Annotated in this window: 19 protein-coding genes; 11 read left to right on the top strand and 8 right to left on the bottom strand. The window is 72.2% G+C overall.

What is annotated here, in order from left to right; all coding sequences use genetic code 11:
• Positions 1 to 97 precede the first annotated feature (97 nt).
• The 4 genes from ACZ7DE_RS11785 (at position 98) to ACZ7DE_RS11770 (ending at position 3,899) form a co-directional block, all read left to right on the top strand.
• Positions 98 to 820, top strand: coding sequence for a glycosyltransferase family 2 protein (locus ACZ7DE_RS11785; RefSeq protein WP_470759905.1), 723 nt, complete (start codon positions 98 to 100; stop codon positions 818 to 820).
• Complete coding sequence (locus ACZ7DE_RS11780) at positions 817 to 1,434, top strand: TIGR04282 family arsenosugar biosynthesis glycosyltransferase (RefSeq protein WP_470759902.1); 618 nt, start codon at positions 817 to 819, stop codon at positions 1,432 to 1,434. The genes ACZ7DE_RS11785 and ACZ7DE_RS11780 overlap by 4 nt, the downstream gene beginning before the upstream one ends.
• Positions 1,431 to 2,225, top strand: a complete 795-nt coding sequence (locus tag ACZ7DE_RS11775; RefSeq protein WP_470759900.1) for a class I SAM-dependent methyltransferase — start codon at positions 1,431 to 1,433, stop codon at positions 2,223 to 2,225. Before ACZ7DE_RS11780 ends, ACZ7DE_RS11775 begins: the two co-directional genes overlap by 4 nt.
• Positions 2,226 to 2,450: 225 nt before the next feature.
• Positions 2,451 to 3,899 carry a hypothetical protein gene (locus ACZ7DE_RS11770; protein WP_470759899.1) on the top strand — a complete coding sequence of 483 codons (1,449 nt, stop codon included), beginning with the start codon at positions 2,451 to 2,453 and terminating at the stop codon, positions 3,897 to 3,899.
• 39 nt (positions 3,900 to 3,938) lie between these two features.
• Here the strand turns inward: ACZ7DE_RS11770 and ACZ7DE_RS11765 are convergent, their stop codons facing one another.
• From ACZ7DE_RS11765 to ACZ7DE_RS11750, 4 genes are all read right to left on the bottom strand, one after another.
• Complete coding sequence (locus tag ACZ7DE_RS11765) at positions 3,939 to 5,120, bottom strand: serine hydrolase domain-containing protein (RefSeq protein WP_470759897.1); 1,182 nt, start codon at positions 5,118 to 5,120, stop codon at positions 3,939 to 3,941.
• Between the two features lie 317 nt (positions 5,121 to 5,437).
• A complete protein-coding gene (locus ACZ7DE_RS11760; protein ID WP_470760110.1) occupies positions 5,438 to 6,691 on the bottom strand; it encodes a CE1 family esterase in 1,254 nt (417 codons plus the stop codon).
• 140 nt (positions 6,692 to 6,831) lie between these two features.
• A complete protein-coding gene (locus ACZ7DE_RS11755) occupies positions 6,832 to 8,259 on the bottom strand; it encodes a glycoside hydrolase family 43 protein (RefSeq protein ID WP_470760108.1) in 1,428 nt (475 codons plus the stop codon).
• Between the two features lie 65 nt (positions 8,260 to 8,324).
• Positions 8,325 to 9,971 (bottom strand): glycoside hydrolase family 27 protein, encoded by a 1,647-nt coding sequence (locus tag ACZ7DE_RS11750; protein ID WP_470759896.1) that lies wholly within the window; start codon positions 9,969 to 9,971, stop codon positions 8,325 to 8,327.
• 522 nt (positions 9,972 to 10,493) lie between these two features.
• Here ACZ7DE_RS11750 and ACZ7DE_RS11745 point away from each other — a divergent pair.
• The gene (locus ACZ7DE_RS11745; protein WP_470760106.1) at positions 10,494 to 12,098 is read left to right on the top strand and encodes a glycoside hydrolase family 43 protein; all 1,605 of its coding nucleotides are present in this window, start codon (positions 10,494 to 10,496) and stop codon (positions 12,096 to 12,098) included.
• A gap of 52 nt (positions 12,099 to 12,150) precedes the next feature.
• Entirely contained in the window at positions 12,151 to 14,163 is a 2,013-nt protein-coding gene (locus tag ACZ7DE_RS11740; protein ID WP_470759894.1) for a glycoside hydrolase, read from the top strand.
• Between the two features lie 374 nt (positions 14,164 to 14,537).
• Here ACZ7DE_RS11740 and ACZ7DE_RS11735 read toward each other — a convergent pair whose 3' ends face one another.
• Both ACZ7DE_RS11735 and ACZ7DE_RS11730 read right to left on the bottom strand, forming a co-directional pair.
• Positions 14,538 to 14,840 carry a putative quinol monooxygenase gene (locus ACZ7DE_RS11735; RefSeq protein ID WP_470759890.1) on the bottom strand — a complete coding sequence of 101 codons (303 nt, stop codon included), beginning with the start codon at positions 14,838 to 14,840 and terminating at the stop codon, positions 14,538 to 14,540.
• Positions 14,841 to 15,141: 301 nt separating this feature from the next.
• Positions 15,142 to 16,104 carry a carbohydrate kinase family protein gene (locus tag ACZ7DE_RS11730; protein ID WP_470759888.1) on the bottom strand — a complete coding sequence of 321 codons (963 nt, stop codon included), beginning with the start codon at positions 16,102 to 16,104 and terminating at the stop codon, positions 15,142 to 15,144.
• A gap of 257 nt (positions 16,105 to 16,361) precedes the next feature.
• Here ACZ7DE_RS11730 and ACZ7DE_RS11725 point away from each other — a divergent pair, with 257 nt between their 5' ends.
• The 4 genes from ACZ7DE_RS11725 (at position 16,362) to ACZ7DE_RS11710 (ending at position 20,471) form a co-directional block, all read left to right on the top strand.
• On the top strand, positions 16,362 to 17,378 hold the full coding sequence (locus ACZ7DE_RS11725) for a substrate-binding domain-containing protein (protein ID WP_470759886.1): 1,017 nt from the start codon (positions 16,362 to 16,364) through the stop codon (positions 17,376 to 17,378).
• Positions 17,379 to 17,534: 156 nt separating this feature from the next.
• Complete coding sequence (locus tag ACZ7DE_RS11720; RefSeq protein ID WP_470759885.1) at positions 17,535 to 18,530, top strand: ABC transporter permease; 996 nt, start codon at positions 17,535 to 17,537, stop codon at positions 18,528 to 18,530.
• On the top strand, positions 18,527 to 19,363 hold the full coding sequence (locus tag ACZ7DE_RS11715) for an ATP-binding cassette domain-containing protein (protein WP_470759883.1): 837 nt from the start codon (positions 18,527 to 18,529) through the stop codon (positions 19,361 to 19,363). The genes ACZ7DE_RS11720 and ACZ7DE_RS11715 overlap by 4 nt, the downstream gene beginning before the upstream one ends.
• Before the next feature lie 76 nt (positions 19,364 to 19,439).
• Positions 19,440 to 20,471 carry a LacI family DNA-binding transcriptional regulator gene (locus tag ACZ7DE_RS11710; protein WP_470759881.1) on the top strand — a complete coding sequence of 344 codons (1,032 nt, stop codon included), beginning with the start codon at positions 19,440 to 19,442 and terminating at the stop codon, positions 20,469 to 20,471.
• A 118-nt stretch (positions 20,472 to 20,589) separates the two neighbouring features.
• On the opposite strand, the gene ACZ7DE_RS11705 is transcribed toward ACZ7DE_RS11710, so the two are convergent.
• Positions 20,590 to 24,531 carry an nSTAND1 domain-containing NTPase gene (locus tag ACZ7DE_RS11705; protein ID WP_470759879.1) on the bottom strand — a complete coding sequence of 1,314 codons (3,942 nt, stop codon included), beginning with the start codon at positions 24,529 to 24,531 and terminating at the stop codon, positions 20,590 to 20,592.
• Positions 24,532 to 24,955: 424 nt separating this feature from the next.
• Positions 24,956 to 25,468, bottom strand: coding sequence for a hypothetical protein (locus ACZ7DE_RS11700; protein WP_470759877.1), 513 nt, complete (start codon positions 25,466 to 25,468; stop codon positions 24,956 to 24,958).
• A 295-nt stretch (positions 25,469 to 25,763) separates the two neighbouring features.
• Here ACZ7DE_RS11700 and ACZ7DE_RS11695 point away from each other — a divergent pair, with 295 nt between their 5' ends.
• Positions 25,764 to 26,294, top strand: coding sequence for a GNAT family N-acetyltransferase (locus ACZ7DE_RS11695; RefSeq protein WP_470759875.1), 531 nt, complete (start codon positions 25,764 to 25,766; stop codon positions 26,292 to 26,294).
• Positions 26,295 to 26,333: the final 39 nt, after the last annotated feature.

Genomic DNA, 26,333 nt, shown 5'->3' with positions numbered 1-26,333 from the left:
TCGCCGTCCTGCGCGCGTCCGCAGGCGGCGACGTCCGCGTTTCGTAAGAAGCAGGAGTCCGGTATGCGCGTTTCGCGTTCGTAGGGTGAAAGCCGTGATGACCTCTTCCGCACCCGAGGACGTCGACGTCGTCCTCCCCTGTCTGAACGAGGCCGAAGCCCTGCCCTGGGTGATCGACCGCATCCCTCCGGGCTGGCGCGCCCTCGTCGTGGACAACGGTTCCACCGACGGCTCGGCCGGCATCGCCCGGGACCTCGGCGCCACCGTCGTCCACGAGCCCCGCCGCGGCTTCGGCGCCGCCTGCCATGCGGGACTGACCGCCGCGACGGCCGCAATCGTGTGCTTCAGCGACTGCGACGCCTCGCTCGACCCCGCCCAGCTCGTGCCTTTCGTGCGCGAAGTCCAGGACGGCGGCGCCGACTTGGTGCTCGGACGGCGACGTCCGCAGGGCCGGGGCGCCTGGCCCGCCCACGCCCGTGCCGGCAACCTCGCGCTGACCCTGATGCTCCACCGTCGCACCGGCCTGCGGCTGCACGACCTCGGTCCCCTGCGGGCCGCGCGCCGCGAGGCCCTGCTCGGCCTGGATCTGAGCGACCGGCGCAGTGGGTACCCCCTGCAGATGGTCGTGCGGGCGGCCGACGCGGGGTGGTGCGTCACCGAACACGACGTCCCCTACCTGCCGCGCTCCGGCGTCTCGAAGGTGACCGGAACCTGGCGCGGCACCTGGCAGGCGGTACGGGACATGGGCCGCGTCCTGGCGGAACCGCCCCTCGGAGTGGCGGCGGACGACGCGCGGACGCACGGAGGAACCCCTCGATGACCACCCTGCTCGTCATCGCCAAGGAACCCAGGCCAGGACGGGTGAAGACCCGGCTGACACCGCCGTTCACCCCCGAGGAAGCGGCGTTGCTCGCCGAGGCGGCCCTCACCGACACCCTGCGTGCGGTGGCCGCGGCCCCCGTCCGGCGGCGGGTCCTGGTCCTCGACGGGGCGGCCGGGCCATGGCTGCCGCCCGGCTTCGACGTCCTGCCGCAGTGCGCGGGCGGCCTCGACCAGCGGCTGGCCGCGGCCTTCGCCGACTGCGACGGGCCGGCCCTGCTGATCGGGATGGACACCCCGCAGGTCACCCCGGACCTGCTCGCCGTCGACTTCGACGGGTACGGCGCCTGCCTCGGCGCGGCCGAGGACGGCGGCTTCTGGGCGCTCGGACTGGCGAAGCCGGACCCGGAACTGCTGCGCGGGGTTCCGATGTCGACGCCCACCACCGGCGCCGTCCAGCGCGACCGGCTGCTCGCCGCGGGCCTGCGCGTGCGCGACATGCCGAGCCTGCGGGACGTGGACACGTCCGCCGACGCCGAGGCCGTCGCCGCCCTGGCCCCGCTGGGCTGCTTCGCCACGGAACTGGCCCGGCTGCGGACGGCCGGCCGCCGATGAGCACAGCCCAGGAGCCCTCTACGGTCGGCGCGGTGAGGGCGCGGGACGCCTCCGAGCTCTGCTGGTCGGCCGACCCCTACGCCGACGCCCTGCGCGCCGGCCGGGGGCCGCTCTTCCTGCGCCGGGGCGACGGCCGGCTGCTGCCGCTGGACGTCGAGCGCTGGTGCGCGCGGGCCGACGCCGTGGACCGGCAGGTCCTGGACCGCTGCGAGGGCGCCGTGCTCGACGTCGGATGCGGTCCGGGACGACTGGTCACGGAACTCGCCGCCCGGGGCCGGACCGCGCTCGGCGTCGACGTCAGCGAGGCGGCCGTCGCCCACACCCGGGGGCTCGGCGGCCCCGCCCTGTGGCGCTCGGTGTTCGCACCGCTGCCGGGCGAGGGCCGCTGGAACACCGCGCTGCTCCTGGACGAGAACCTGGGCATCGGCGGCGACCCGCGCGCCCTCCTGCACCGGGTGGCCCAACTGCTGTTGCCCGGGGGCCTGTTGGTCGCCGAAACCGTCCAGGGGGACGTGGACGAACGCGCCGACGTCCGCATGGTGCGCGGCACCGGCCCCGGTGGCGCCGCCGGACCCGCCGGGCCCCCGTTCCCCTGGGCCCGGGTCGGCACCCCGGCCCTGCTGCGGTACGCCCTCCCGCTGGGGTGGCGAACCGTCGACCAGTGGTCGGCCGGCGGCCGTTGCTTCGTCACCCTGCGCAGCCGCCGCGCCGTCCACCGCGCGCAACCACCGGACAGGCCGGCGGTGATCGGCCGGCCGCGGGCGGAGCAGCCGTCCGCGGACGGCCGGTGAGTCGGTCGCCGCACCTCTGCGCCCGCACGTCGCCCGCCGGGCATCTGCCGGCGGGCGGCCTGCCGTCGTGTGTCTGCAGTCGTATGTCTGCAGCCGTGTGTCTGCCGTCGTGTGTCTGCCGTCGTGTGTCTGGGGTCGGCAGCAGACCCGGGCGACTCATGACGAAACGCTGACGTCCGGGCACACAGCGGCCTCCGCGCGGCCCCGGCGGCCTAGCGTTCGCCCGTGACCCGTGATCTTCTCCGAGACGTGTACGCGACCGCGGCCGCAGCACTGCTCGTCGCGACGGCCGCGCTGGTCGGCACCGCGATCGAGCGGGAGTACGGCACCCTGCACGTGGGGTGGCCTCCCCTGTACGCCCGCTGGGACCCGCACGTCGGCCCCGGCACACCGGCAGCCGTGGCCGTCGCCATCGCCGTCGTGGCGTACGGCCCGCGACTGGCCGCCCGACTGCCGTGGCGCGCACTGCCGGCCGCCGCCTGGGCCACGGCGACGGCCTGGACAGGGTCGCTGGCGCTGATCGACGGCTGGCAGCGCGGGATCGCCGTCCGGCTCACCACCAGGTATGAGTACCTGCAGGTCATCGGCCGCTTCCAGGACATCCCCGCGGCTCTGCGGGACTTCGACCACCACATCCTGCTCCACTCCCCCGACAACTGGCCCGCCCACGTGGCGGGTCATCCGCCCGCGGCGACGGTCACGTTCGTCCTGCTCGACCGGGCTGGGCTCGGCGGCGGAGGCTGGGCGGGAGTCTTCTGCATCACCGTCGGGGCGTCGGCGTGTGCGGCGGTGCTGGTCGCCGTGCGGGCGCTCGCGGACGAGGCGCTCGCACGCAGGGCGGCGCCGTTCCTGGCGATGGCGCCCGCCGCGATCTGGACGGGCACGTCCGCGGACGGGTACTTCGCGGCGGTCGCGGCCTGGACGGTCGCCTTCCTCGCGCTCGCCGTCACCGGACACCGGCCACGGCTCACCGGGTTCGTCGCCGGGCTCCTGTTCGGCCTCACCTGTTACCTCTCCTACGGGCTCACCCTCTTCGCCGTGATCGCCGGCGTCGCCCTCCTGCTCGGCGGCCCACGACGGGCCCGTCCCCTCCCCTACGTCCTCGCCGGGGTCGCCGTCGTCCCGGCCGCCTTCACCCTCGCGGGCTTCAACTGGTGGGAGGCGTACCGCCTCCTGGTCGAGCGCTACTACCAGGGGGCCGGCGGCATCCGGCCCTACGGCTACTGGGCGTGGGCCAACCTCGCGTGCACGGTCCTGATCGTGGGCCCGGCGACGGTGGCGGGCCTGCGGCGCACGACCGTGCTCCTCGGGACCACCGCACGACGTCGGACAGGCGCCCACGCCGACGTCGCGGCGCAGCTCGGCACGCCGCCCGACCGCCGGGGCGCTGCCGTGCGCGCCGTCTCAGCCCTGCGCCGGCGGGCGGTGCCCGGGCCGGGTGAGCCGGGCGCCTCCCCCGACCTGCGCCTCGCCCTGCTCACCGCCGCCGCGCTCGCCGCACTGCTCGTCGCCGACCTTTCCGGCATGAGCAAGGCGGAGACCGAGCGCATCTGGCTGCCGTTCGCGATGTGGCTCCTGGCCTCGTGTGCCTTCCTGACCCGACCCCGTGTCTGGCTCGCCGCACAGGCCGCACTCGCCCTGCTCGTCAATCACCTGCTGCTGACCGGCTGGTGACACCTCCCGGGGTGTCGCACCCCGCTCGGTGGCCTGCGCTCACGAGGAGCCGCGCTCCCCGGCGCACAGGGCGTCGTCGATCAGCGTGCCGGCCGCCTTCTCCTGGGCCAGTATGTGCTCCAGGGTGTCACCGCGCGCCTCGGACATCGAGACCACGGCGCTGCGACGGCCGTCGTCGGTGACGCCGTTGAGGGTGATGTAGCCGCCGTCCCCGCCCTCGTGGCTCCAGTAGGTCCCTCCGCAGGTCAGGGGGCGCTCGACCAGGCCGAGCCCGTAACGGCCGCCGGGCCACATCTGCTGGACTTCCTCGCTGACGGGCACGGTCTGCTTCATCTCGGCAAGCTGCCGCGGCGGCAGCAGCCGGCCCGCGAGGAGCGCGCGCAGGAAGCGGTTCTCGTCCCGTGTGGTCGTGGCGAACGAGGTCTCGTGGTCCACCGCGACCTGGTCGGTGACGTCCACCCGGGAGTCGGGGCCGAAGAGCTGGTAGGCCCTGGCGTGCGGCCGGGGCAGGGTGGAGGCGGTGCCGGTCCACCGGGTCTGGTCGAGGCCGAGCGGCCGCAGGACGCGCTCCTCGATCTCCTGGTGGGCGGGGTGGCCGGTGGCCTTCTGGATGATCAGGCCGAGCACCACGTAGCCGGGGTTGGAGTACGCCCAGCCCCGGCCGGGCGGGAAGTCCGGTGCGTGGGCCATGGCGCCGGCCACCAACTGCTCGGGGCTGTGGACGTCGTGGCGCTGCCGGTGGTACTCCTCCGGGGTGGTGTACCCGGGCAGGGTGTTGTGGATGCCGCTGGTGTGCTGGAGCAGTTGGCGCACGGTGATCCTGCTGCCGTCGTTGCCGTTGCCCCGCACCACTGCGGGCAGCCAGTGGTCGACGGTGTCGTCGAGGGACAGGGTGCCCTCGGCCTCCAGTTGGAGAACCACCGTGGCGACCAGGGTCTTGGCCGTGCTGGCCATGCGGAAGCGGCCGTCGGGAGGGATCGGGCGGCCGGTGCGCAGGTCGGCCGTGCCGCTGGTGGCGACCGACTGCCGGCCGTCGGGTGCGACCACGCGGGCCTGCACACCGCTGACGCCGAGGGCGTGGATCGCCTCGGTGTTCCGGCGCAGTCGGTCCGCGGCGGGCGAACCCGCGGGCCGGGCGACGGCGGTGGCCGCCGCCCCGGCGACGAGCAGCATGGCAGCGGCCAGTGCCACGGCGAGGCGCGTGCGCGGAGTCGAGGACATGGCCACACGCTAGGTTCGCCGCCGGGACGGGGACGATCCGGCGCACCCCAGGATCGTGCCGGGGGGTATCCCCCCGGCACGGGTCCGTGACCGGTCCGGGTGCACGTCCCGTCGTTCGCCGGTCGGGATCGGGACGTCGTCGAGGGCGACGGGTGCCGGGCGGCCGCGCTCCGCCCGGCACCGTCACGCGGTGATGCCGTGTCGCCGTGATGCCGTAGGGCGGGGATGCCCTACGGCGGTGACGTCGTGCAGCGCAGACGCCGTGTCGCACAGACGCCGTCAGGCTCGGCTACCGTCCTTGCGTTCCCCTCGGCGGCTCATGTGACGGCACACTCCGTGCCGTTGAGGGTGTACGCGTCCGGCGAGGCGGTGTTGCCGGTGTGCGTGGCCTGGAAGCCGACGTCGACGGACGCGCCGGGGGCGATGGTCGCGTTGTGGGGCACGTTCGTGGCCGTCACCCGGCCGGAGGCGGGCGAGTAGGCCGCGTTCCAGCCGCCGGTGATGGTCTGACCGCCGGGCAGGGTGAAGACCAGGGACCAGCCGTCGATGGCGGTGGCGCCGGTGTTGGTGAGGGTGATGTTCTCGGTCAGACCGGAGTTCCAGGCGCTGACGTTGTCGGTGACCCGGCAGGTCGCGGTGCCGGGCGGCGGGGTGGAGCTCTGGAACTGCGTGAAGAACTTCCACACCTCCGCCGGCAGCCAGGTCCTGGAGCCGCTGTCACCGGCGGCGCCGTCCTGCGGGGCGGCGATGTGTCCCTCGTCGAACGCGGCCCAGGCGACCGGATGCCCGGCCGAGCACCCCGAGTAGGTGGTGATCCGGTGCGTGCGGCTGCCCTGCGACGGCTCGGGCGGGTTCTGGGGGGTGCACCCGTTGTTCCTGACGAACGTGTCCCGCAGGGCCCGTCCGCCGGCGATGCCGAGGACGCTGTCCCTGATGCCGTGCACCCCGAGGTAGGCGATGGGCTGCGTGCCGCCGCTGCAGCCGCTGAGCTGTCCGCCGCTCTGCACCGCGACCGCGCGGAAGACGGACGCCCGGGAACAGGCGAGCGAGTACGACATCGCGGCGCCGTAGCTGAAGCCCAGGGCGAAGCGCTGTGTCGTGTCGACGCACAGGTCCGCCTCGATGCGCCTGATGATGTCGTCGACGAGGGTGACGTCCTCGCCGCCGCTGTTGGCCCAGCCGTTGTTGAGGCCCTGGGGCGCGACGAAGACGGCGCTGTTGTTCGCCAGCCGCTGGAGCCCGTAGTAGGCCCAGGTGCCCGTCTCCACGGTCCGGCCCGTCGCGACGTCGGTGGCGGTGCCGCCCAGCCAGTGGAACCCGAGGACCAGCCGGTACGCGTGGTTGCGGTCGTAGCCGTCCGGGACCTTCAGGATGAAGGTCCGGTTCTTGCCGTTGCTCTGGATCGTGTACGTCCCGCTCGTCAGGGTGGGGGCCTTGCCGCACCCCGCGGTCGGGGCAGCGGCGCCGGCGCGCGCGGCGGCCGTGTGGGCGGCCGCGGGCGAGGTGTTCGCGCCGTGGGCGGTGCTGCCCAGCGCCGTGCCTGCCGTGGTCAGGACGAGCAGCACCGCCATCACGGCGCCCCATAAGTGGAAGCTCGGCCCGGGCCTTGTGCTCGCCCCCGCCCCCGTCCTGGTCCGGGTCCTTGTCGTCGTCTTCATGCAACTCCCCTTTCTCTGTGGGGTCTTCGCCATGTGCAGACAGGGGGGCGGGGTCACCGCCGTGCGGTCGCGGCGGCGCCTGGGGTGAACCGCCACCAGTTCATGTTGAGCAGGTAGCCGCTGCCGCCGGTGAACCGGAGGTGGAGGTCCTGGGTTCCCGTCGCTCCGCTGACCGGGCAGGTCACCGTCGTCCAGGCCTGCCAGCCGCCGGTGTTCGGCACGGTGCACCTGCCCACGAGCGTTCCGTTCGGGCCGCCCAGCCGCAGTTCGACGGCGCCGCCGCCGTTGGCCGAGGCCACGCGCGCGGTGAACGAGGACGCTCCGGCCCCGAAGGCCACGCCCTTGACCTTGATGGAGTCCCCGTTGTCGATCCAGCCGACGTTCATCCCTCCTTCGGTGGACGGTTCGGTCTCGATGCCGGACCCCCAGGCGATCGTCTCGGCCTCCTGGCGGACGTATGGGTCGAGCGGGCCGGCCTGCGGGGCGCCCGCGCTCGTCATGGTGATCGTGGGGATGGTGCCGTCCGCTCGGTAGAGGAACTTCTCCACCGCGACCGAGCGGGTGAAGCCGCCGCCGCCCGGCAGTGCGCCGTTGTGGTAGAAGAAGTACGAGTTGCCCTTGTAGTCGACGATTCCCGGGTGGTTGGTGAAGCTGCCGCCCTGGGTGGGCATGACCGTTCCCCGGTAGGTCCACGGGCCGGTCGGGCCGGGCGCCGTGGAGTAGGCGATGAACTCCGAACAGCACTTGGCCGCGAACACCAGGTAGTAGAGGCCGCCCCGTTTGTAGACCCAGGGCGCCTCTTCGAACAGCGTGGGGCGGTTGGCGTCACCGGTGCGGGCGCCGAATCCCGCGGCGGTGAGCGGAATCCTGGTCGGGCTGCCCGAGTAGGAGGTCATGTCGGAGTTCAGCCTGACGTACCACAGGTTCGGGTTGCCCCAGTACAGGTAGGCCTGGCCGTCGTCGTCGACGAAGACGGTCGGGTCGATCTCGCCGTTCTCCACCAGCGGGTGCCCGAGGGCGTCCCGGAACGGTCCGGTGGGGCTGTCCGACACCGCCACACCGATGGCCATCCGCCCGGTCGCCCGGGTCTTCACCGGCACGTACCAGTAGAACCGGCCGTTGCGGTCGACCACTTGGCCCGCCCACGCGTCGGCGGACGCCCAGCTGAAGGTGGCCAGGCTGAGCGGCGAGCCGTGGTCGGTCCAGTTGACCATGTCGGCGGAGGACCACACCCGCCAGTCCTTCATGGTGAAGTAGGTGGAGCCGTCCTCGTCGTGCCCGGTGTAGAGGTAGACCCGCCCGTTGTGCACCAGCGGGGCGGGGTCGGCGGTGTAGACGTGCTGGACGATCGGGTTGTCGGCTCTGGCCGGCGTGGGCCGCACGGCGGCGGGGACGACGGCCAGCGCCAGCACCAGGGCCACTAGCCCGACGACCGACCGGGTGAGCCCCGCGCCGGTGCGGGCCGCCCGGGCCGTGATCATCGTCGTCCCCGGGTGGTGGTGGCCGGCCGGTGATCGCCGGTGGTCGAGGAGCGGGCGCGACTCCCTCACGACCGGCTCCACTTCTGGCCGGCCCGGCCGTCGCAGGCCCACAGGACCAGCGGGGTGCCGTTGGCGGTGCCGGCCCGGTCGACGTCGAGACACAGTCCGGAGTGGGCGTTGCGGACCGACCCGTCGGAGCCGACGGTCCACTTCTGGTTGTTCTGGCCGTTGCAGGGCCAGGTGATGACCCGGGTGCCGTTGACGGTGCCCTGGTTGTAGGCGTCGAGGCACTTGTCGCCGAAGACCCGGATCTCGCCGCCGGCCCATGTGGTCCACATCTGGTTGGCGGCCGTGTGGCAGTCCCAGAGCAGTACGGTGGCCCCGGAGGCGGTGGAGGCGTTGTCCACGTCGACGCAGCGACCGGAGCCATTGCCCCGCAGCCGCGAGGTGGTCGCGGCGAGAGGGCTGCCGCCGGTCACCCGGAACGCGGCCACACCGTGCGCGGGGACGCTCGCCGAGATCTGTCCGGACGTGCTCGACGTGCCGCCCGACCACAGGTCCGTGAGGGTGAACGAGCCTCCCGACAGGCCGACTTGGGCCGCTGTCGTGCTGACTGTCGCGGCGCTGCTGCCCCGGTTGAACAGCCCCACCGCGACCGAGCCGTCGGACAGGGGTTTGGCGAACACCTCGGTGTTGCCGTCGTCACGGACCCTGCGCCCGCCCGCGCCGAGCGAATCCTGGTTCACCGCCAGCAGACGCGGGTTGCGCAGGATCGCGCTCACGTCGGCGGACATGGTGCGGATGTCGTTGCCGGCCATGAGCGGGGCGGCGAGCAGCGCCCACAGGGCGAAGTGGGAGCGGGACTCGGTCAGCGACAGGCCGGGACGGCCGACGACGAGCATGTCGGGGTCGTTCCAGTGGCCCGGGCCCGACTGTGCCGCCAGCGGCGCGGTGACGTCCAGGACGTTGCCGACGCCCATCGGATAGCTGTTGGTGTTGCTGTTCTGCCAGATGTCGAGCAGGTCCTCGGTCGTCCGCCACAGGTCGGCGACCTCGCCCCAGTTGTACGTGGCGCCCGTGATGGCGTGCAGGCTGTTGGGGTTGATGCTGTAGACGATGGGCCGCCCGGTGGCGCGCAGGGCGTTGCGCATGAGCGTGAACCGCGCGACCTGCTCGTCGCGGGTGCCGCTGGAGGAGCACCAGTCGTACTTGAGGTAGTCGACGCCCCAGGACGCGAACGTGGCGGCGTCCTGGGCCTCGTGGCCCCTGCTGCCCGTGGATCCGGGGTAACTCCCCACGGACTGGGCGCAGGTGCGATCGCCGGGCACCTGATAGATGCCGAACTTCAGGCCCTTGCCGTGGATGTAGTCCCCGAGGGCCTTCATCCCGCTCGGGAACTTGGCCGGGGCGGCCCGCAGGTTGCCCGCCGCGTCGCGCTGCGGGTCGAACCAGCAGTCGTCGACCACCACGTACCGGTAACCGGCGTCCCGCATGCCCGAGGACACCATCGCGTCGGCGGCCTCGCGGACCCGCGCCTCGGTGACCCCGCATCCGAAGCTGTTCCAGCTGTTCCAGCCCAGCGGCGGAGTGAGTGCCGGGCTGCCGGGGGCCGCCGATGCGGGGGTTGGGACAGAGGCCGTGACGAACGCGGCGACCGTCAGCGCGGCGGCCGCGAAGAGGTGCAGCAGTCGTCTGCCCGGTGATGTGGGCACTGCGGGCTCCTTTCCGGTTGGGGCGCCGTGGGCTGGTCGCCGACGGTGCCGGGAGGGGCTTTGCAGGTGAATCGCTTGCCGGCGACTGGTGCGTCGGTCCGGGTGGTGCGGGTGGAAAGGCGCTGCCAGACAAGGGATGAACGACCTGACCGAGTCGCCGTTTCATGGCACTACCGCCAGACAAAGCGTTCGAAATTTCGGTCGACTTTCGGATCGCCGATTTCAGGGATGTTAGAGAGGCTCCCGAGCATGTCAACACCTCTCGGCCGGTCAGCCGTTCCACCCCTGGCGACTTCGGGCGACCCGGATGTGAAAAAGTCCCCCACCCGACCAGGCTCCTGAGGGCTCGGGTCGCCGAAACATTTCGGTGCTCACGCCGAATCATGCGAGAGATATTGACGGGAGCTGTCGGCCTCGTATCATCCAGGTTGCTCGACAAGTCGATTTGCGTTCGTAATACCGAACCTCGCGTGACCAACCCGCCGACAGCGCGCCTCCTCGCAGAGAGATCGACACATGGCTATGTCATGCCCTGATCAACCCCTGGGTCGTCGCCGCGTGCTGGCCACCGCGACCGGCCTGGCCGCCGCCGCTCTGCTGCCCTCCGTCCCGGCCCGCGCCACCGCCGCGACGTTCACGAACCCGGTGATCTGGCAGGACTTCGCGGACATCGACGTCATCCGCGTCGGCGCCACCTACTACGCCTCGGCGTCGACGATGCACTACTCGCCGGGAGCACCCGTCCTGCGCTCGTACGACCTGGTGAACTGGGAGATCGCCGGCCACTCGGTGCCCACCCTCGACTTCGGCGCCAAGTACGACCTGAACGGCGGCCGTGGCTACGTCCGGGGCATCTGGGCGTCGTCACTGGCCTACCGGCCGAGCAACAGGACCTTCTACTGGCTCGGCCAGATCGACTTCGCCCGGACGTACGTCTACACCGCCACCGCGGCCGAAGGACCGTGGAGCCGGCTCACGACGATCAGCACGCCGTACTACGACGCCGGACTGCTCGTCGACACCGACGACACCCTGTACGTGGCGTACGGGAACACCACCATCAGCGTGGCCCAGCTCTCACCCGACGGCCGCACCCAGGTCCGCAGCCAGCAGGTGTTCACCACTCCGTCGAACGTCGGCACCCTCGAGGGCTCACGCTTCTACAAGATCAACGGGCAGTACTACATCTTCCTGACCCGGCCCGCCAACGGGCAGTACATCCTGAAGTCGTCCGGCGGCCCCTTCGGTCCTTACACCATGCGGCAGGTCCTCCTCGACCTGCGCGGGCCGATCGCCGGCGGCGGCGTCCCGCACCAGGGCGGCCTGGTGCAGACCCAGAACGGGGCCTGGTACTACCTGGCCTTCGTCGACGCCTATCCCGGCGGCCGGGTCCCCGCCCTCGCGCCGGTGACCTGGACCTCGGACGGCTGGCCCGTCGTCCAGCTGGTCAACGGCGCCTGGGGCGCCTCGTATCCCAGCCCGGCCGTGCCCGCTCCACCCCGCCAGGTCACCCCCATGACCGGCGTCGACACCTTCGACGGGACGACCCTCAAACCGAGGTGGGAGTGGAACCACAACCCGGACAACACCAAGTGGTCGGTCGGCGACGGGCTGACCCTGCGGACCGCGACCGTCACCAACGACCTGTACTGGGCCCGCAACACGCTCACCCACCGCATCCAGGGCCCCACCTCCACGGCCACGGTCGACCTCGACTTCTCCTCGATGAGGGACGGCGACCGGGCCGGACTGGCGCTGCTGCGCGACTCCTCCGCCTGGATCGGCGTCAAACGCGACGCGGGCGTGACGCGGCTGGTGTTGGTCAACGGGCTGACCATGGACGGCAACTGGAACACCACCGGCACCGGCACCGAGGTCGCCAGCGTGACCGTCTCCGGCAGCCGCGTCCGGCTACGGGCGGCCGCGGACATCCGTCCCGGATCGGCACGCCCCGGAACCTTCTCCTACAGCACCGACGGCGCCAACTTCACCCGCCTCGGCCCCTCCTTCTCCCTGGGCAACGACTGGCGGTTCTTCATGGGCTACCGGTTCGCCCTCTTCAACCACGCCACCCAGGCGCTCGGCGGCGCGGTCCGCGTCCCGCGGTTCGAGCTGTCCACGCCCTGACCCGCTCCCACGACCGCACCACCCAACCCCCCGCAACCGTACGAGGAGACACATGAACCCGCTGAAACGGCTCGGCCGCCGCCGAGCCTCGGTGTTATCCCTGCTGGCCGTGACCGCCCTGGTCACGCCAGTGGCCGCGACCGCCGCCCCCGACGCCGTCCGGGCCTCCACCCTCGGCGCCCAAGCCGCCCAGTCGGGGCGGTACTTCGGGACCGCGGTGGCCGCCGGGAGGCTCGGCGACGGCGCGTACACCTCGATCCTGGACCGCGAGTTCAACCAGGTCACACCCGAGAACGAGATGAAGTGGGACACCGTCGAGCGGTCCCGCGGCTCGTTCAACTTCGGCCCCGGCGACCAGATCGCCAACCGCGCGGCCTCACGGGGCCAGCGCGTGCGCGGGCACACCCTGGTGTGGCACTCCCAACTGCCCAGCTGGGTCAGCTCCATCGGGGACGCGAACACCCTCCGCAGCGTGATGAACAACCACATCACCACGGTGGCGAACCACTACAAGGGGCGGATCCACTCCTGGGACGTGGTGAACGAGGCCTTCGCCGACAACGGCAGCGGCCAGCACCGCCCCTCGGTGTTCCAGAACCTCCTGGGCGACGGCTTCATCGAGCAGGCCTTCCGCACCGCCCGCTCGGCCGACCCGGCGGCCAAGCTCTGCTACAACGACTACAGCATCGAGGACTGGAACTCCGCGAAGACCCAGGGCGTCTACCGCATGGTCCGCGACTTCAAGGCGCGCGGCGTGCCCATCGACTGCGTCGGCTTCCAGTCCCACTTCGGCGCCGGCGGGCCTCCCGGCAGCTTCCAGACGACGCTGTCGAACTTCGCCGCCCTCGGCGTGGACGTGCAGATCACCGAACTGGACATCGCGCAGGCGCCGGCCACCGCGTACGCCAACACCGTGCGGGCCTGCCTGAACGTCGCGCGCTGCAACGGCATCACCGTCTGGGGCATCCGCGACAGCGACTCCTGGCGCTCGGGTGAGAACCCGCTGCTGTTCGACCGCAACGGCAACAAGAAGGCCGCCTACCGCTCGGCGCTGACCGCGATGGGCGGAACGCCCGCCGCACGCACCGCGGTCGCGCCCCGGTCCGCCGCCGCGCTGCCCTCCAGTTTCTCGTGGAGCTCCAGCGGCGCCCTGATCGCGCCGAAGCCGGACTCGACCCACAACATCGCGGGGATCAAGGACCCGACGGTCGTCCACTACAACGGCAAGTACCACGTGTTCGCGAGCACGGCGACCGCCGCCGGGTACAACCTCGTGTACCTGAGCTTCTCCGACTGGTCGCAGGCGGGCTCGGCCACGCACCACTACCTGGACCGCACCGCCATCGGCGCCGGGTACCGGGCCGCGCCCCAGGTCTTCTACAACGCACCCCAGCGGCTGTGGTACCTCGTCTACCAGACCGGCAACGCGTCCTACTCCACCAACTCCGACATCAGCAATCCGAACGGGTGGAGCGCACCGCGCAACTTCTACTCGTCGATGCCCGACATCATCAAGCGGAACATCGGCAACGGCTACTGGGTCGACATGTGGGTGATCTGCGACAGCGCCAACTGCTACCTGTTCTCCTCCGACGACAACGGACACCTGTACCGCTCGCAGACGACCGTCGGTCAGTTCCCGAACGGGTTCACCAACACCGTCATCGCGGCACAGGACAGCAAATACGCCCTGTTCGAAGCGAGCAACGTCTACAAGGTCCAGGGCTCCAACCAATATCTCCTGATCGTCGAAGCGGTCGGATCGGACGGCAGGCGCTACTTCCGGTCCTGGACCGCGACCAGCCTCGCAGGCTCCTGGACACCCCTCGCCGCGTCCGAGAACAACCCCTTCGCGCGGTCCAACAAGGTGTCCTTCCCCTCGGGAGCCTGGACCAGGGACATCAGCCACGGCGAGATGATCCGTGCCGGGTACGACCAGACGCTGACCATCCCCGGCTGCCGTCTCCAGTACCTGTACCAGGGCCTGAACCCCAACGCGAGCGGCGACTACAACACCCTGCCGTGGCGGCTCGGACTGCTCACCCAGACCAACTCCACCTGCTGACCGGCTGCTGACCGGCACAGGCCCCCGGCTCACACCGGGGGCCTGACCGCGTGGTGCGGCCGGGCCGGACGGGGGCGGCCCACGGCCGCCCCACCCGACGACGGGCGCCGCCGCGGCGCGGGCGGCTATGCTCGGCGTCGCGAGGCGCCGGGTTCTCGATTCCGCCTGGTTCCTCGATCTCACTGGGCACGGTCCTGGCAGACCGTGCCGGCGGCCGGTGACGCGGCCGCCAGTATCGGTGGCGCTCGCCGTTCCGGGGTCAGAGCCGGGACGGCGGGGCGACCGATCCCGTGCCGCCGGCGGGCAGGACAGCCGGCGCCCGACGCGACCGCGCCCCCGTGAAGGTCCGGGCGAGCGTCCGCGTCGGCGGCTCGTCAGGAACGCACGGCCAGCGGATCCAGGAACGTCAGCACGGAGGCGTCCTCCTCGATGAGCGGGACGAGAGCGGCGTTGAACGGGCCGCCGTACGGAGCCTTCAGGTGCGCCTGGAAGGCCTCCTCGTCCCGGTACACCTCGAAGATCCAGAAGGCGCGCGGTTCGGCCGCCCTGGTGTAGACGTCGAAGGCGATGTTGCCCTCTTCCTCGCGCACCTTCGCGGCGTAGTCGCCGATCAGACGCGCGACCTCGTCCTGTGTGCCCTCGCGGGCGGTGAATTCGGCGAGCAGGGTCTTCTTCACGGTCTCGTGTCCTTGTCGGTCGTCGACGCCGACGTCTGCGTCTGCTTCCGGCGTCTTGATTCTGCTGCTTCTGCTGCTGCTTGCCGCTGCTTCTGCTGGTGAAGCCGTTCACGGCCGTGACCCCGCACTCCCGGGCCGGCGCGGTCGGGAAGCACCGGTCGGCGTCGTCGTCCACACCGTCGACCGGAGATGTCATCGTTGACTTATGTCATCGATGACATCGCGTCGCCCGATGATGGGGGAGATCCGGCCGACGCGTCAACGGCCGGAACGCGACCATCCGGCACGGCCCAACCGTCCGTCACACGCCGCCGGCAGCCGTCAGCTCGGTCAGCTGGTGCCGCCACGGCGGATTGGGACCGGCGACCGAGCAGGTCAGGGCCGCGACCCGGGCGCCGAACCGGCAGGCCTCCGCGACGTCGTCGAGAGCGAGGCCGTCCAGCCGGCCGCCGAGCAGTCCGCGGGCGCCGAGATGGTGCAGCAGGCCGGCGGTGAAGGAGTCCCCCGCGCCGACGGTGTCGACGACCTGCGCGGCCACCGCGGGCACCCGCAGCCGCTCGCCGTCGAGTGAGGCGAGGGCGCCGTCGGAGCCCAGCGTGATCACGACGAGCCTGGCCCCCGCGGCGTGCCAGATGTCGCACGCCTGCTCGGGCGGGGTGCCCGGCAGCAGGAGCTCCAGGTCGTCCCCGCTCAGGCGCAGGACGTCGGTCAGAGCACACCAGTGCGCCAGCCGCTCGCGGTAGACCTCGGGCCGCACCAGCAGCGGCCGGACGTTGGGGTCGATGCTGATGGTGGCCCGCGAGGCCGCCGCCGCCAGGAACTGCTCGACCACCGCACCGCCGGGCTCACGGACCAGCGCGAGCGACCCGGTGTGCAGACAGGACGTTTCGGATATGTCGACCCTTGCCAGCTCGTCCGGAGTCCACTGCCAGTCGGCCGTGTTCTGCGCGTGGAACGAGAACGCGGCCTGCCCGGTGGCGTCCAGCTCCGCCACGGCCAGCGTGCTGGGCTCGGCCGCGGCGACCGCGTACGACAGGTCGACGCCGGACGCCTCCAGGTGGGCCCGGAACAGGCGGCCGAACACGTCGCCCGACAGCCGGGCGAGGAAGCGGGCCGAGGTGCCGAGGCGGGCCAGGGCCACCGCCGTATTCGCAGGTCCGCCGCCGGGCAGCACCCGCAGGGCGAGTTCGTTCGAGGCGTTCGCCGGTTCGGTGAAGGCGTCCGCGACGCACTCTCCCAGAACGGTGATCTGACGCGGGCTCATGGGCTGCTCTCTCTCGGAAAGGCTCGGAAAGACCGGGCAGGGGCGGCACGGCGACACAGCCACTGACCGGCCGCGCGGAGACGACGACTGCGGACGTTGCCGATTTGTGACGAGTGGAAGGCATTGACGTTGCCGGGATGCGGAGTCCATCATCCTCGCCAGGCAGTGTCAACGATGACATAAGTCAACGATGACACCCCCGAGCGGCATGCTCTGATCCCAACCCCGTGCCGCCCGCTATCCCACAGGAGTCGATCATGTCTCGCACCACTCGCCTGTCCTCCTCCCTCCTCAGAGTCGCCGCGGTCACGGGCGTCGCGGCCCTCACCCTGACGGCCTGCGGGTCCGGCTCCGGCTCCGGCTCCTCGAGCTCCGGCTCGGGCACCGTCAAGGTCGGTCTGATCACCAAGACCGACACCAACCCGTTCTTCGTGAAGATGAAGGAGGGCGCGGAGAAGGCCGCCAAGGAGAGCGGCGCCGAACTGTCCACCGCGGCGGGCAAGTTCGACGGGGACAACGCCGGGCAGGTCACAGCCATGGAGAACATGGTCGCCGCCGGTGTGAAGGGCATCCTGATCACCCCGAGCGACTCCAAGGCGATCGTGCCCGCGATCGAGAAGGCCCGCGCCAAGGGCGTCCTGGTCATCGCCCTGGACACGCCGACCGAGCCGGAAAGCGCGGTCGACGCCCTCTTCGCCACCGACAACCTCAAGGCCGGCGAGCTGATCGGCGAGTACGCCAAGGCCGTCATGAAGGGCAAGACGGCGAAGATAGCCGCCCTCGACCTGGCGCCGGGCGTCTCCGTCGGCGTCCAGCGGCACAACGGCTTCCTCAAGGGCTTCGGCGCCACCGAGAAGGACGTCGTGTGCGCCCAGGACACCGGTGGCGACCAGGCCAAGGGCCAGACCGCCATGGAGAACTGTCTGCAGAAGTCGCCCGACATCAACGTCGTCTACACCATCAACGAGCCGGCGGCGCTGGGCGCGTACACCGCGCTGAAGGCCAAGGGCCGGGAGAAGGACGTGCTGATCGTCTCCGTCGACGGCGGCTGCACCGGTACCCAGGCCGTCAAGGACGGCAAGATCGCCGCGACCTCGCAGCAGTACCCGCTGAAGATGGCCGCCGAGGGCGTCAAGGCCGTCGTGACGTACGCCAAGGACGGCAAGAAGGCGTCCGGCTACACCGACACGGGCGTCACGCTGATCACCGACAAGGCGCAGGACGGGGTCACGTCCAAGGACACCGGCTACGGCCTGGAGAACTGCTGGGGCTGAGCCGTCCCGTAGGACCGCCACGACACCGCCACTCCTCTCAGCGGGGCGGTCGGCCCGCCTCCCCGACCGGGGGCGACCGCCCCCCTTGTCCCGGCGGGCGGGGGCTTAGGCCCTCGTCCGCCGACAAGGACATCTGTCTTCCGACAAGGACTTCGCATGACAGCCACGACCACGCCGTACTCGGAGCTCAAGGCACCGACCACGGCCCGCAGACTGCTCACGGCGCCGACCACCGGCCCCCTGGCCGCCCTCCTCCTGGCCTGCGCCTTCTTCTCCTTCTCGACCGACCAGTTCCTGACCGGCGGGAACTTCTCGCTGATCGTGCAGCAGGTCATGGTCGTGGGCACGCTCGCCATCGGGCAGACCCTGATCATCCTCACGGCGGGGATCGACCTGTCGTGCGGGGCGGTGATGGCCTTCGGCAGCATCGTGATCGCCAAGATGGCGGCCGAGGGCTCGGTCCCGCCGCTCGTCGCGATCGCGCTGGGCCTGGCCGTCTGCGGCGGCTTCGGGCTGCTCAACGGACTGCTGGTGCAGAAGATCCCGCTGCCGCCGTTCATCGTGACCCTCGGCATGCTCAACGTGGCGTTCGCGCTGACCCACATCTACTCCGAGGAGCAGACGGTCACCAGCCTGCCCGGCCCGCTCACGGCGCTCGGGGAGACCTTCCCGCTGGGCCACACGGACATCACCTACGGGTCCCTGGTCACCATCGCCCTCTTCCTCCTCCTCGCCTACACGCTGAGCAGCACCGGCTGGGGCCGCCACGTCTACGCCCTGGGCAACAGCGCCGAGGCCGCCCGGCTGAACGGCATCCGCACCTCCCGCCTCACCATCGGCATCTACACCGTGGCCGGCGTCCTCTACGGCATCGCCGCCCTGCTCCTCATCTCCCGCACCGGCGTCGGCGACCCGCAGGCCGGGCAGACCGACAACCTCGACAGCATCACCGCCGTGGTCCTCGGCGGTACCAGCCTCTTCGGCGGACGCGGCTCGGTCCTGGGCACCTTCATCGGCGTCCTCATCGTCGGCGTGTTCCGCAACGGCCTCCAGCTGATGGGCGTCGCCTCCATCTACCAGACCCTGATCACCGGCGTCCTGGTGATCCTCGCGGTGACCGTCGACCAGATCTCCCGGAAGAAGGCCCGATGACCGCCACCTCCTCCCCCACGCCCGTCCTGCAGGCGCGCGGTCTGGTCAAGCGCTACGGCCACGTCACCGCCATCGACGGCGCCGACTTCGACCTGCTGCCCGGTGAGGTCCTCGCCGTCATCGGCGACAACGGCGCCGGCAAGACCAGCCTCATCAAGGCCCTCACCGGAGCGGTGACCCCCGACGCGGGGGAGATACGCCTCAACGGCGAACCCATCACCTTCTCCGGCCCCCAGAGCGCCCGCGCCCACGGCATCGAGACGGTGTATCAGGACCTCGCCGTCGCCGCCTCCATGGACATCGCCTCGAACATGTTCCTCGGGCGCGAACTGCGCCGCCCGGGCGTCCTCGGCAATGTCTTCCGCATGCTCGACAAGAAGCGCATGCGCCAGGAGGCCGCCGAGCACATGGCCGACCTGAAGATCGGCCTGCGCTCGCTGACCCAGTCGGTCGAGACCCTCTCCGGCGGACAGCGCCAGGCCGTCGCGGTGGCCCGTTCCGTCGCCTGGGCCCGCAGCGTCGTCGTCATGGACGAACCCACCGCCGCCCTCGGCGTCAAGGAGTCGGGACAGGTCCTGGACCTCATCCGCCGAGTCCGCGACAAGGGCATGCCGGTCGTCCTGATCAGCCACAACATGCCCCACGTCTTCGAGATCGCCGACCGCATCCACGTGCACCGGCTGGGACGGCGAGCCGCCGTGATCAAGCCCTCCGAGTACTCCATGGCCGAGGTCGTCGCCATCATGACCGGTGCTCTCACCGTCGACGCGGCCGGAGATACTGTCGTAGCGGATTCCGAGGCCGCCAAGGCCGCCGGAGTCCAGGCCACCTGACAGCACAACCACGCTCTCGCAGTTTCCGGCCGAGGCCGCGGCCGGAACCGAGAGCCCTCAGGAGACGGTTTCCTCCATGGCAGCGAACCGCCGCCCCACCCTGGCCGACGTCGCCCGCGAAGTGGGCGTCAGCGCCAAGACGGTCTCCCGAGTCCTCAACGAGGACGGACCCGCCTCCGCGCAGACCAGGGAACAGGTGCTGGCCGCAGTGGCCAAGCTCGGCTTCCAGCCGAACCTCATGGCCCGCAACATCCGCGTCGGCGGCCCCGACACCACCATCGGCCTGGTCATCCCCGACCTCGCCAACCCCTTCTTCGGAGCCGTCGCGCGCTCCATCGAGGACACCGTCCGCGAACGCGGACTGACCCTGCTGATGGGCTCCTCCGCGGACGACCCCGACCGGGAACGCGCCCTGACGGACAAGTTCCTCGCCCGCCGCGTCAGCATCCTGATCGTCGTTCCGTCCGTCGGCGCCGACCACTCCCACCTCAAGCCCCACCGCACGGCGGGACTGCCGGTGATCTTCCTCGACCGGCCGGGCGTCGGGCTCGCCACGGACAGCATCGTCAGCTCCAACCGTGCCGGAGCCCACGACGGCGTCGCCCACCTCATCGCCCACGGACACCGGCGCATCGGCTTCGTCGGCGACCTGCCCCCGAAGCTGTACACCCGGCGCGAACGTCTGGCCGGCTACCGCTCGGCGCTGGAGGAGGCCGGCATCGCGCACGACCGCTCACTCCTCACCAACGCCCACGACCAGCAGGGCGCCGAGGCCGCGACCGCCCGGCTCCTGGGTCTGGCCGACCCGCCCACCGCCCTGTTCGCCGGCAACAACATCATGGCGCTGGGCACAGTCGCCGAACTGGCCCGCAGCGGACGCAAGGACGTCGCCGTCGTCGCCTTCGACGACGTGGCGCTCGCCGAGGCGCTCGAGCCTGCGCTGACCGTCGTCGCCCAGGACGCGGAAGAGCTCGGCAGGGCGGCGGCGACCACCGCCCTGACCCGACTGGACGGCGACCGCACCCGGGCCCGCACCATCACCGTCCCCACCCGCCTGATCGTCCGGGGCTCGGGCGAACTCCCGGCCCGGGCACCGCAGCAGGCCTGAGTCCGGCGCCGGCGCCGGGACGGGTGCTGCCGGGCGTCCGCGCGAGAACGGCTTCGGCCGGCCGACGGGCACGCTCGAACGGCGAGGCGTGTCCGGCCGGTGCGGCCGCCTCCCGTGGTCAGGTCGCGCAGGTCCTCGTGTAGGCGTGTCCGGGCAGCAGCCGTTGCCACCGTCGGCGGTCGACGGGGCCCACCACCCGGCACAGGGCGGCCACGCGGTCGGGGATGACGGTGTCCCACAGCCGGACGGTGCCGTCGTTGCCGGCGCTGGCGATCGTCCTGCCGTCCGGGCCGTAGGCGACGCTCCACACCGCACGGGTGTGCCCGGTCAGGGTGGCGACGAGCCGTCTGCGCAGGGGATCCCACAGCCGGACGGTGCGGTCGTTGCCGCTGCTGGCGAGGGAGCGGCCGTCGGGGCTGTAGGCCAGACCGCGCACCGACCCGGCGTGCCGGGCGAGCAGCCCCGTCACCTGGGCGCGCGCCACGTCCCACACCCGGACGATCCCGTCGTTGCCCGAGCTGGCGAGGGTGCGGCCGTCGGGAGCGAAGGCCACGGCGCGTACCGAGCCGCCGTTGGCGGTGAGGACGACGGTGGGGCGGGTGCCCGCGACGTTCCACAGCCGCAGGGTGAGGTCGTCGCTGCCGCTGACGACGCTGGCGCTGTCGGCGCTGAAGGCAAGGCAGTTGACGAAGTCGGTGTGCCCGGTGAGCACCCGGGCAGGGCTCTTGGCCGGACGGCCGGTGGCCGACGACACCCGCCACAGCCGTACGGTGCGGTCGGCGCCGGCGGAGGCGAGCCATCGGCCGTCCGGACTGAACTCCACGTCGAACACGGCCCGGGTGTGTCCCTCGAGCACCACGGGAGCGCCGCCCGGTGCCGCGACGGACCACAGTCGCACGGTGCGGTCGGCGCCCGCCGAGGCCAGCCATCGGCCGTCCGGGCTGAACGCGACGGCGTAGGCGGCGCCGCTGTGGCCGGTCAGGGAACGGACGCGGGCGCGGCGTGCCACGTCCCAGAGTTGGACGGTTCCGTCGGCCGCCGCTGAGGCGAGCAACCGTCCGTCGGGGCTGAAGGCGGCCTTCCACAGCTCGCTGACCGGGTAGGAGCCGAGCGTGTGCCCGGTGAGATCCCACAGGGCCACGGTCCCGTCGAAGCCCGCGGTGGCCAGCAGGCGCCCGTTCGCCGCGACGGCGACGGCCATCACGTAGTCGGTGTGCCCGGAGAGGGAGTCGACGGCACGGTGGGTGTGGACGTCCCAGCGGACGATCGTGCCGTCGCCCCCGGCAGAGACGACCGTGTGGCCGTCGGGTCCGAAGGCGAGACCGTTCACGTCGTCGTCGTGCCCCGCGAGAACGGCGGTCCGGCGGCGGGAGGCCGGGTTCCACAGCCGTACGGTGCGGTCCGCGCCGCCGGACGCGAGCACCCGGCCGTCGGGACTGAACGCGAGGGCGAGGACGTCGCCGAGGTGCCCGCCGAGGACGGCGGTGGTCCGTCGGGTCCGCGGGTTCCACAGCAGCACTCTGCGGTCGACGCCCGCGCTGGCCAGCCGGGAGCCGTCGGGGGCGTACGCCAGCGCGAGGACTTCGCCGGAATGGCCCTTCAGTTCCTCGGTCTGACGGCCGGTGCGCGTGTCCCAGAGGCGTACGCTGCCGTCCTTGCCGGCGGAGGCCAGGGTGCGCCCGTCGGGCGAGAAGGCCACGGCGCGGACCGGTCCCCGATGTCCCGTCAGGACGGCGGTCTGGCGCCGGCCCGACACCGACCAGAGCCGGATCGTCGCGTCGGTGCTCGCCGAGGCCAGGGTGCGCCCGTCCGGCGAGAAGACCACGGACCGGACGGGCCCGCGGTGGCCGGTGAGGGTGCCCGCGCCGCGCCGGGTGGCGACGTCCCACAGCCGTACGGTGCCGTCGGAGCTCGCCGAGGCCAGCAGGTGTCGGCCGGGGTCGAAGACCACGCTGTTGACCGGTCCGCGGTGGCCGGTGAGCCGCCCGGCGAAGGCGTTGGCCTGGGTGCTGAGCAGCGCACTGCGTGCCTCGGTGGTGGGCGCGGTGCGGTAGGCGGACTCGGCCAGCAGCATCGAGGCCTCCGGCCGGCCGAAGGCCAGTTGGGCCGAGCGTGCCGCCAGCGCCTGCGACAGAGCCGTCCGGCGCTGTTCGTCGGCGGAGATGCGCTGTTCGAGGATGGTCCCGCCGGCGAGGAGGGCCAGGGCGAGCAGGACGGTGAGGACGCCCACTCCCGCGCGCTGCTGACGCACCCGGCGCCGCGTCAGGCGTCTGCGCAGCTCCTCCTCGTGCTCGGAGGCGCGCAGGAACGCGGCCTCCACGGGCGTCGGCACGCTGTCCCTGCCGCTGGGACCGGTCGCCCATTCGCGGGCGGCGGTCAGCCGGGCCCCGCGGTAGAGCAGACCCGGGTCGCGGTTGTCGCGGTCCCATTCCCGGGCGGCGGCGCCCAGTTGCTGGTGCAGGAGCAGATCGGCGCGCGTCGTGCGGATCCAGGTGCGCAGTCGGGGCCACGCCCGCAGCAGCGCCTCGTGCACGAGCTCGACGCGATCGGCGTCCACCGTCAGCAGACGGGCCGTCACCAGTGCGTCGAGAGTGGCCCGTGCGGCCGCCGGGTCCGGCAGCCCGTCGAGCAGTTCGGACGTGGTGCGCGGACGGCGGGAGGCCTCGTTGTCCTCACCGACGCGCACCAGCCGCAGCAGCAGTCTGCGGGCCGCGTCCTGCCGGGCCGGTGACAGTGCGGCGAACAGGTTCTCGGCGGCGGTGGCGACGGAGCCGTGTATCCCGCCCGTCGCCAGGTATCCGGCCACGGTCATGGTGGAGTCGGCGCGCCGCTGCCAGGTCTCCCGCAGGGCGTGCCCGAGCAGCGGAAGCACCCCGGGGCGGCCGGCGGGGGCGGCCGGGTCCGGGCCGCTCCCGGTGGCGGCGGGGGTGTCGGCCGCTCCCAGGTCGCGCAACAGCAGTTCGACCAGCCCCGGTTCCAGGGAGGTCCCCGTCGCCCTGGCCGGACGGACGATGCACTCGCGCAGCTCGTCGGTGGTCATCGCGCCCAGCGCGAACAGCCCGTCGCTGACGACCGGCACCAGGGGCGGGTACTCCAGACATCGTCCCGTGACGTCGGCGCGCACCCCCAGCACCACGGCGAACGCCCCCTGGGACGCGTCCGGTTCGTCGTCGCCGCCACCGCCGGCCAGGGTCGTGAGCACCTCGATGTAGGACCGGCGTTCCGCCTCGTCGTCGCAGAGGGTGAAGACCTCCTCGAACTGGTCGACGATGAGGACGCAGCCGTGCCGCGGCTGCCCGGCGGGGCCCGTACGGAGGGCGGCGTCGCGGGGGGCGGCCCACGCATGCAGGACCGCCACCAGTCGGTGCGCTCGTTCGCCGGGCGGGCCGTCGTCGTGCAGGTGGTCCAGCAGGCCGGCGGGCAGGGCGGTGCGCAGCGCCTGCCGGAGGGCGGAGAGGGGGCGCGCCGTGGGGGTGCACATGACGATCACGCCGTCGGGCTCGGCGCCGGGCGTGCCGTCGGGGTCGAAGGGCAGGGCGCCGTCGGCGTCGAGCGGAAGGGCGCCGTCGGCGAGGGCGGGGACGAGGCCCGCTCCCAGCAGGGAGGACTTGCCCGCCCCGGAGAGCGCGACGACGGCCACCGGTCCTCTGCCCAGCCGCTGGGCGAGGCGCTTGACGAGCGCGGCGACCGCATGCTCCCGGCCGAAGAACCGTCCGACGTCACCCGGACCGAAGGCGGACAGCCCGGGATAGGGACAGTCCTCGGCGTCGCCCTGCGCCGACGGGCCGTCCCGCAGGGCCGGTGGCAGCAGGGCGAGCAGCGCGCCGTCGGCCTCCAGCGCTTCGTCGCACAGCCGTGCGACGTCGCCGTTGACCGGCTTTCTACCTGTCTCGATCTTGCTCAGGTAGCCCTTGCTGTAATGCGTGATCCTCGCCAGGTCCGCGAGCGACAGGCCGCGCGCCAGGCGCAGTTCGCGCAGCGCCGGGCCGAAAGACGAGTGCTGCGGCCGCCGTCGAGCGGCGGCCGACGGGTGCGCCGACCCGCCGTCCTTGTGGTCCATGAGTGCTGTGCCCCCGAGGCCAACGGCGCGCGGAGCGCCGTCTTCTGACGCCGAGTGGTCAGGTCGGCGACCGTGCGTCTGGGGGATGGTAAGCACGGCACGGGGGCAGGGCATGTCGGCACGAGGGAAAGTGACCAGCGTCACATTGGCGGCCGTATGTCTGTCCGATGCACGACGCGCCACGGCCCGCTCGTGACGCCGCTCCGGTACCGAGGGTCGTGGGGTCCGGTACCGGAGCGGCGCGACCGGAGGGCCGACCGGCGAGACCGGTGGGCCCACGCTTCGAGCGCGCCCGTGTGGGCCTCAGGGGGTGCTCGTACGGCTCAGGGGGAACAGGCCCACCGTGGCCCCGGCGGGCGGCGGGGGCCAGGGGTTTCCCGTTGCCTCTCGAGGCGAACGCCGGGAAACGCCTGGCCCGAGGGGCTCAGCCGCGCCAGACCTTGACGTACGTCACCGCGTCGTTGAGCGTGTCGCCGACGTAGGGCACAGAGCGGCCGAAGGTGCCGTTGCCCCTCGGGCCGCTCAGGAAGGCCTTGGTGCATCCGCCGTCGACGAGGAGCGACGACAGGTGCGTGGACCAGTAGCTGTTCGGGCTGAAGCTGTAGCCCGCCGCGTCGCAGGGCCCGGCGTTGCCGTACACCTTGGTGTACGCGCCGCCCCAGTCGGCGTGCTCGGCCCAGGTCATCAGCTCCGTCTGCGCCGCCGCCCGCGGCACGGCCGCCGCGGCCCTGGCGGAGGCGTCCGGACCGTTGAAGCACTGGTGAAGGCTGACGTGGGAGACGCTCTCGCCGGCCTTCACCTCGTCGAGGACGAGGACGCAGTGGGCCGTCGTGGCGGACGTGCCGCCGACGGCGCCCGACGTGGCGAGCGCCGGGCTGCCCACGGCCAGGAGGCAGGCGGCCGAAGCGAGTGCGAATGCGGTGCGAGGCGTGTTCACTCGGATCTCCAGGGGTGTGTCACGGATGTCGGTGGTCGGACGGGAGTCGTGGAACCTCGGGTCGGGGTCGACGGGACCTGCCCGGCGACCGACGCACGGTGCGACGGCCCTGCGGGGATCGACGGTGCTCAGGTTGTCGTCCGAGGCGGAGGACGACCAGGTGTTTCCCGGGGATTTCCCGTTGCCCGCGTCGCGGGCAACGGCCCGCCCCGCCTCGCGAACCGTGCGGCCCACCGGGCGGGGTCAGGCCCAAAGGCCCGATCAGCAGCGGTGGTTGAGTGTTACCGTCACCCGCATGCCCGCACTGGTCACCCCCACCGCTCGGCTCCGGTCCTCATGGCTCGCGGCGTACGAGGAGTGGCCCTCAGGCGCTCACCAGGACGGGACCGGCCTGCGTCTCGCGCCCGGAGCCGACCTGACCGATCCCGAGGCCTTCTCGGCATGGGTCGAGCGACTGCGGCAGCAGTCGGACACCTCGGTCGCGGTGGGAGAGGGGCGCGTGCACGCCACCCACTGGTGGATCGTCGAGGGCGACACCTATCTGGGAGCCATCGACCTGCGGCACCGGCTGAACGACTTCCTGCTCGAGGCCGGCGGGCACATCGGCTACAGCGTCCGGCCCTCGGCGCGCAAACGCGGCCTGGCCACGTGGGCCCTCGGCGCGGTCCTGCCCGAGGCCCGCGCGCTCGGCCTGGACAGGGTCCTGGTCACCTGCGACGACGACAACGTCGGGTCGGCGCGCACCATCGAGCGCAACGGCGGGGTGCTGGAGGACGTCCGCTCCACCGACACGGGCCCCAAGCGGCGTTACTGGATCACTCTGTAGACCACCGTGCCGTCGACGGCCATTCGCCGACGGCCGCAG

It is taken from the genome of Streptomyces sp. NPDC037083 (assembly GCF_055606485.1).
This window is presented reverse-complemented; position numbering and strand designations above follow the sequence as displayed.

Coding starts and splice junctions, on each gene's coding strand:
- ACZ7DE_RS11785 (WP_470759905.1), top strand. CDS start 98: ATGACCTCTTCCGCACCCGAGGACGTCGACGTCGTCCTCCCCTGTCTG.
- ACZ7DE_RS11780 (WP_470759902.1), top strand. CDS start 817: ATGACCACCCTGCTCGTCATCGCCAAGGAACCCAGGCCAGGACGGGTG.
- ACZ7DE_RS11775 (WP_470759900.1), top strand. CDS start 1,431: ATGAGCACAGCCCAGGAGCCCTCTACGGTCGGCGCGGTGAGGGCGCGG.
- ACZ7DE_RS11765 (WP_470759897.1), bottom strand. CDS start 5,120: ATGTCCTCGACTCCGCGCACGCGCCTCGCCGTGGCACTGGCCGCTGCC.
- ACZ7DE_RS11760 (WP_470760110.1), bottom strand. CDS start 6,691: ATGGCGGTGCTGCTCGTCCTGACCACGGCAGGCACGGCGCTGGGCAGC.
- ACZ7DE_RS11755 (WP_470760108.1), bottom strand. CDS start 8,259: ATGATCACGGCCCGGGCGGCCCGCACCGGCGCGGGGCTCACCCGGTCG.
- ACZ7DE_RS11745 (WP_470760106.1), top strand. CDS start 10,494: ATGTCATGCCCTGATCAACCCCTGGGTCGTCGCCGCGTGCTGGCCACC.
- ACZ7DE_RS11740 (WP_470759894.1), top strand. CDS start 12,151: ATGAACCCGCTGAAACGGCTCGGCCGCCGCCGAGCCTCGGTGTTATCC.
- ACZ7DE_RS11730 (WP_470759888.1), bottom strand. CDS start 16,104: ATGAGCCCGCGTCAGATCACCGTTCTGGGAGAGTGCGTCGCGGACGCC.
- ACZ7DE_RS11725 (WP_470759886.1), top strand. CDS start 16,362: ATGTCTCGCACCACTCGCCTGTCCTCCTCCCTCCTCAGAGTCGCCGCG.
- ACZ7DE_RS11720 (WP_470759885.1), top strand. CDS start 17,535: ATGACAGCCACGACCACGCCGTACTCGGAGCTCAAGGCACCGACCACG.
- ACZ7DE_RS11715 (WP_470759883.1), top strand. CDS start 18,527: ATGACCGCCACCTCCTCCCCCACGCCCGTCCTGCAGGCGCGCGGTCTG.
- ACZ7DE_RS11710 (WP_470759881.1), top strand. CDS start 19,440: ATGGCAGCGAACCGCCGCCCCACCCTGGCCGACGTCGCCCGCGAAGTG.
- ACZ7DE_RS11705 (WP_470759879.1), bottom strand. CDS start 24,531: ATGGACCACAAGGACGGCGGGTCGGCGCACCCGTCGGCCGCCGCTCGA.
- ACZ7DE_RS11695 (WP_470759875.1), top strand. CDS start 25,764: ATGCCCGCACTGGTCACCCCCACCGCTCGGCTCCGGTCCTCATGGCTC.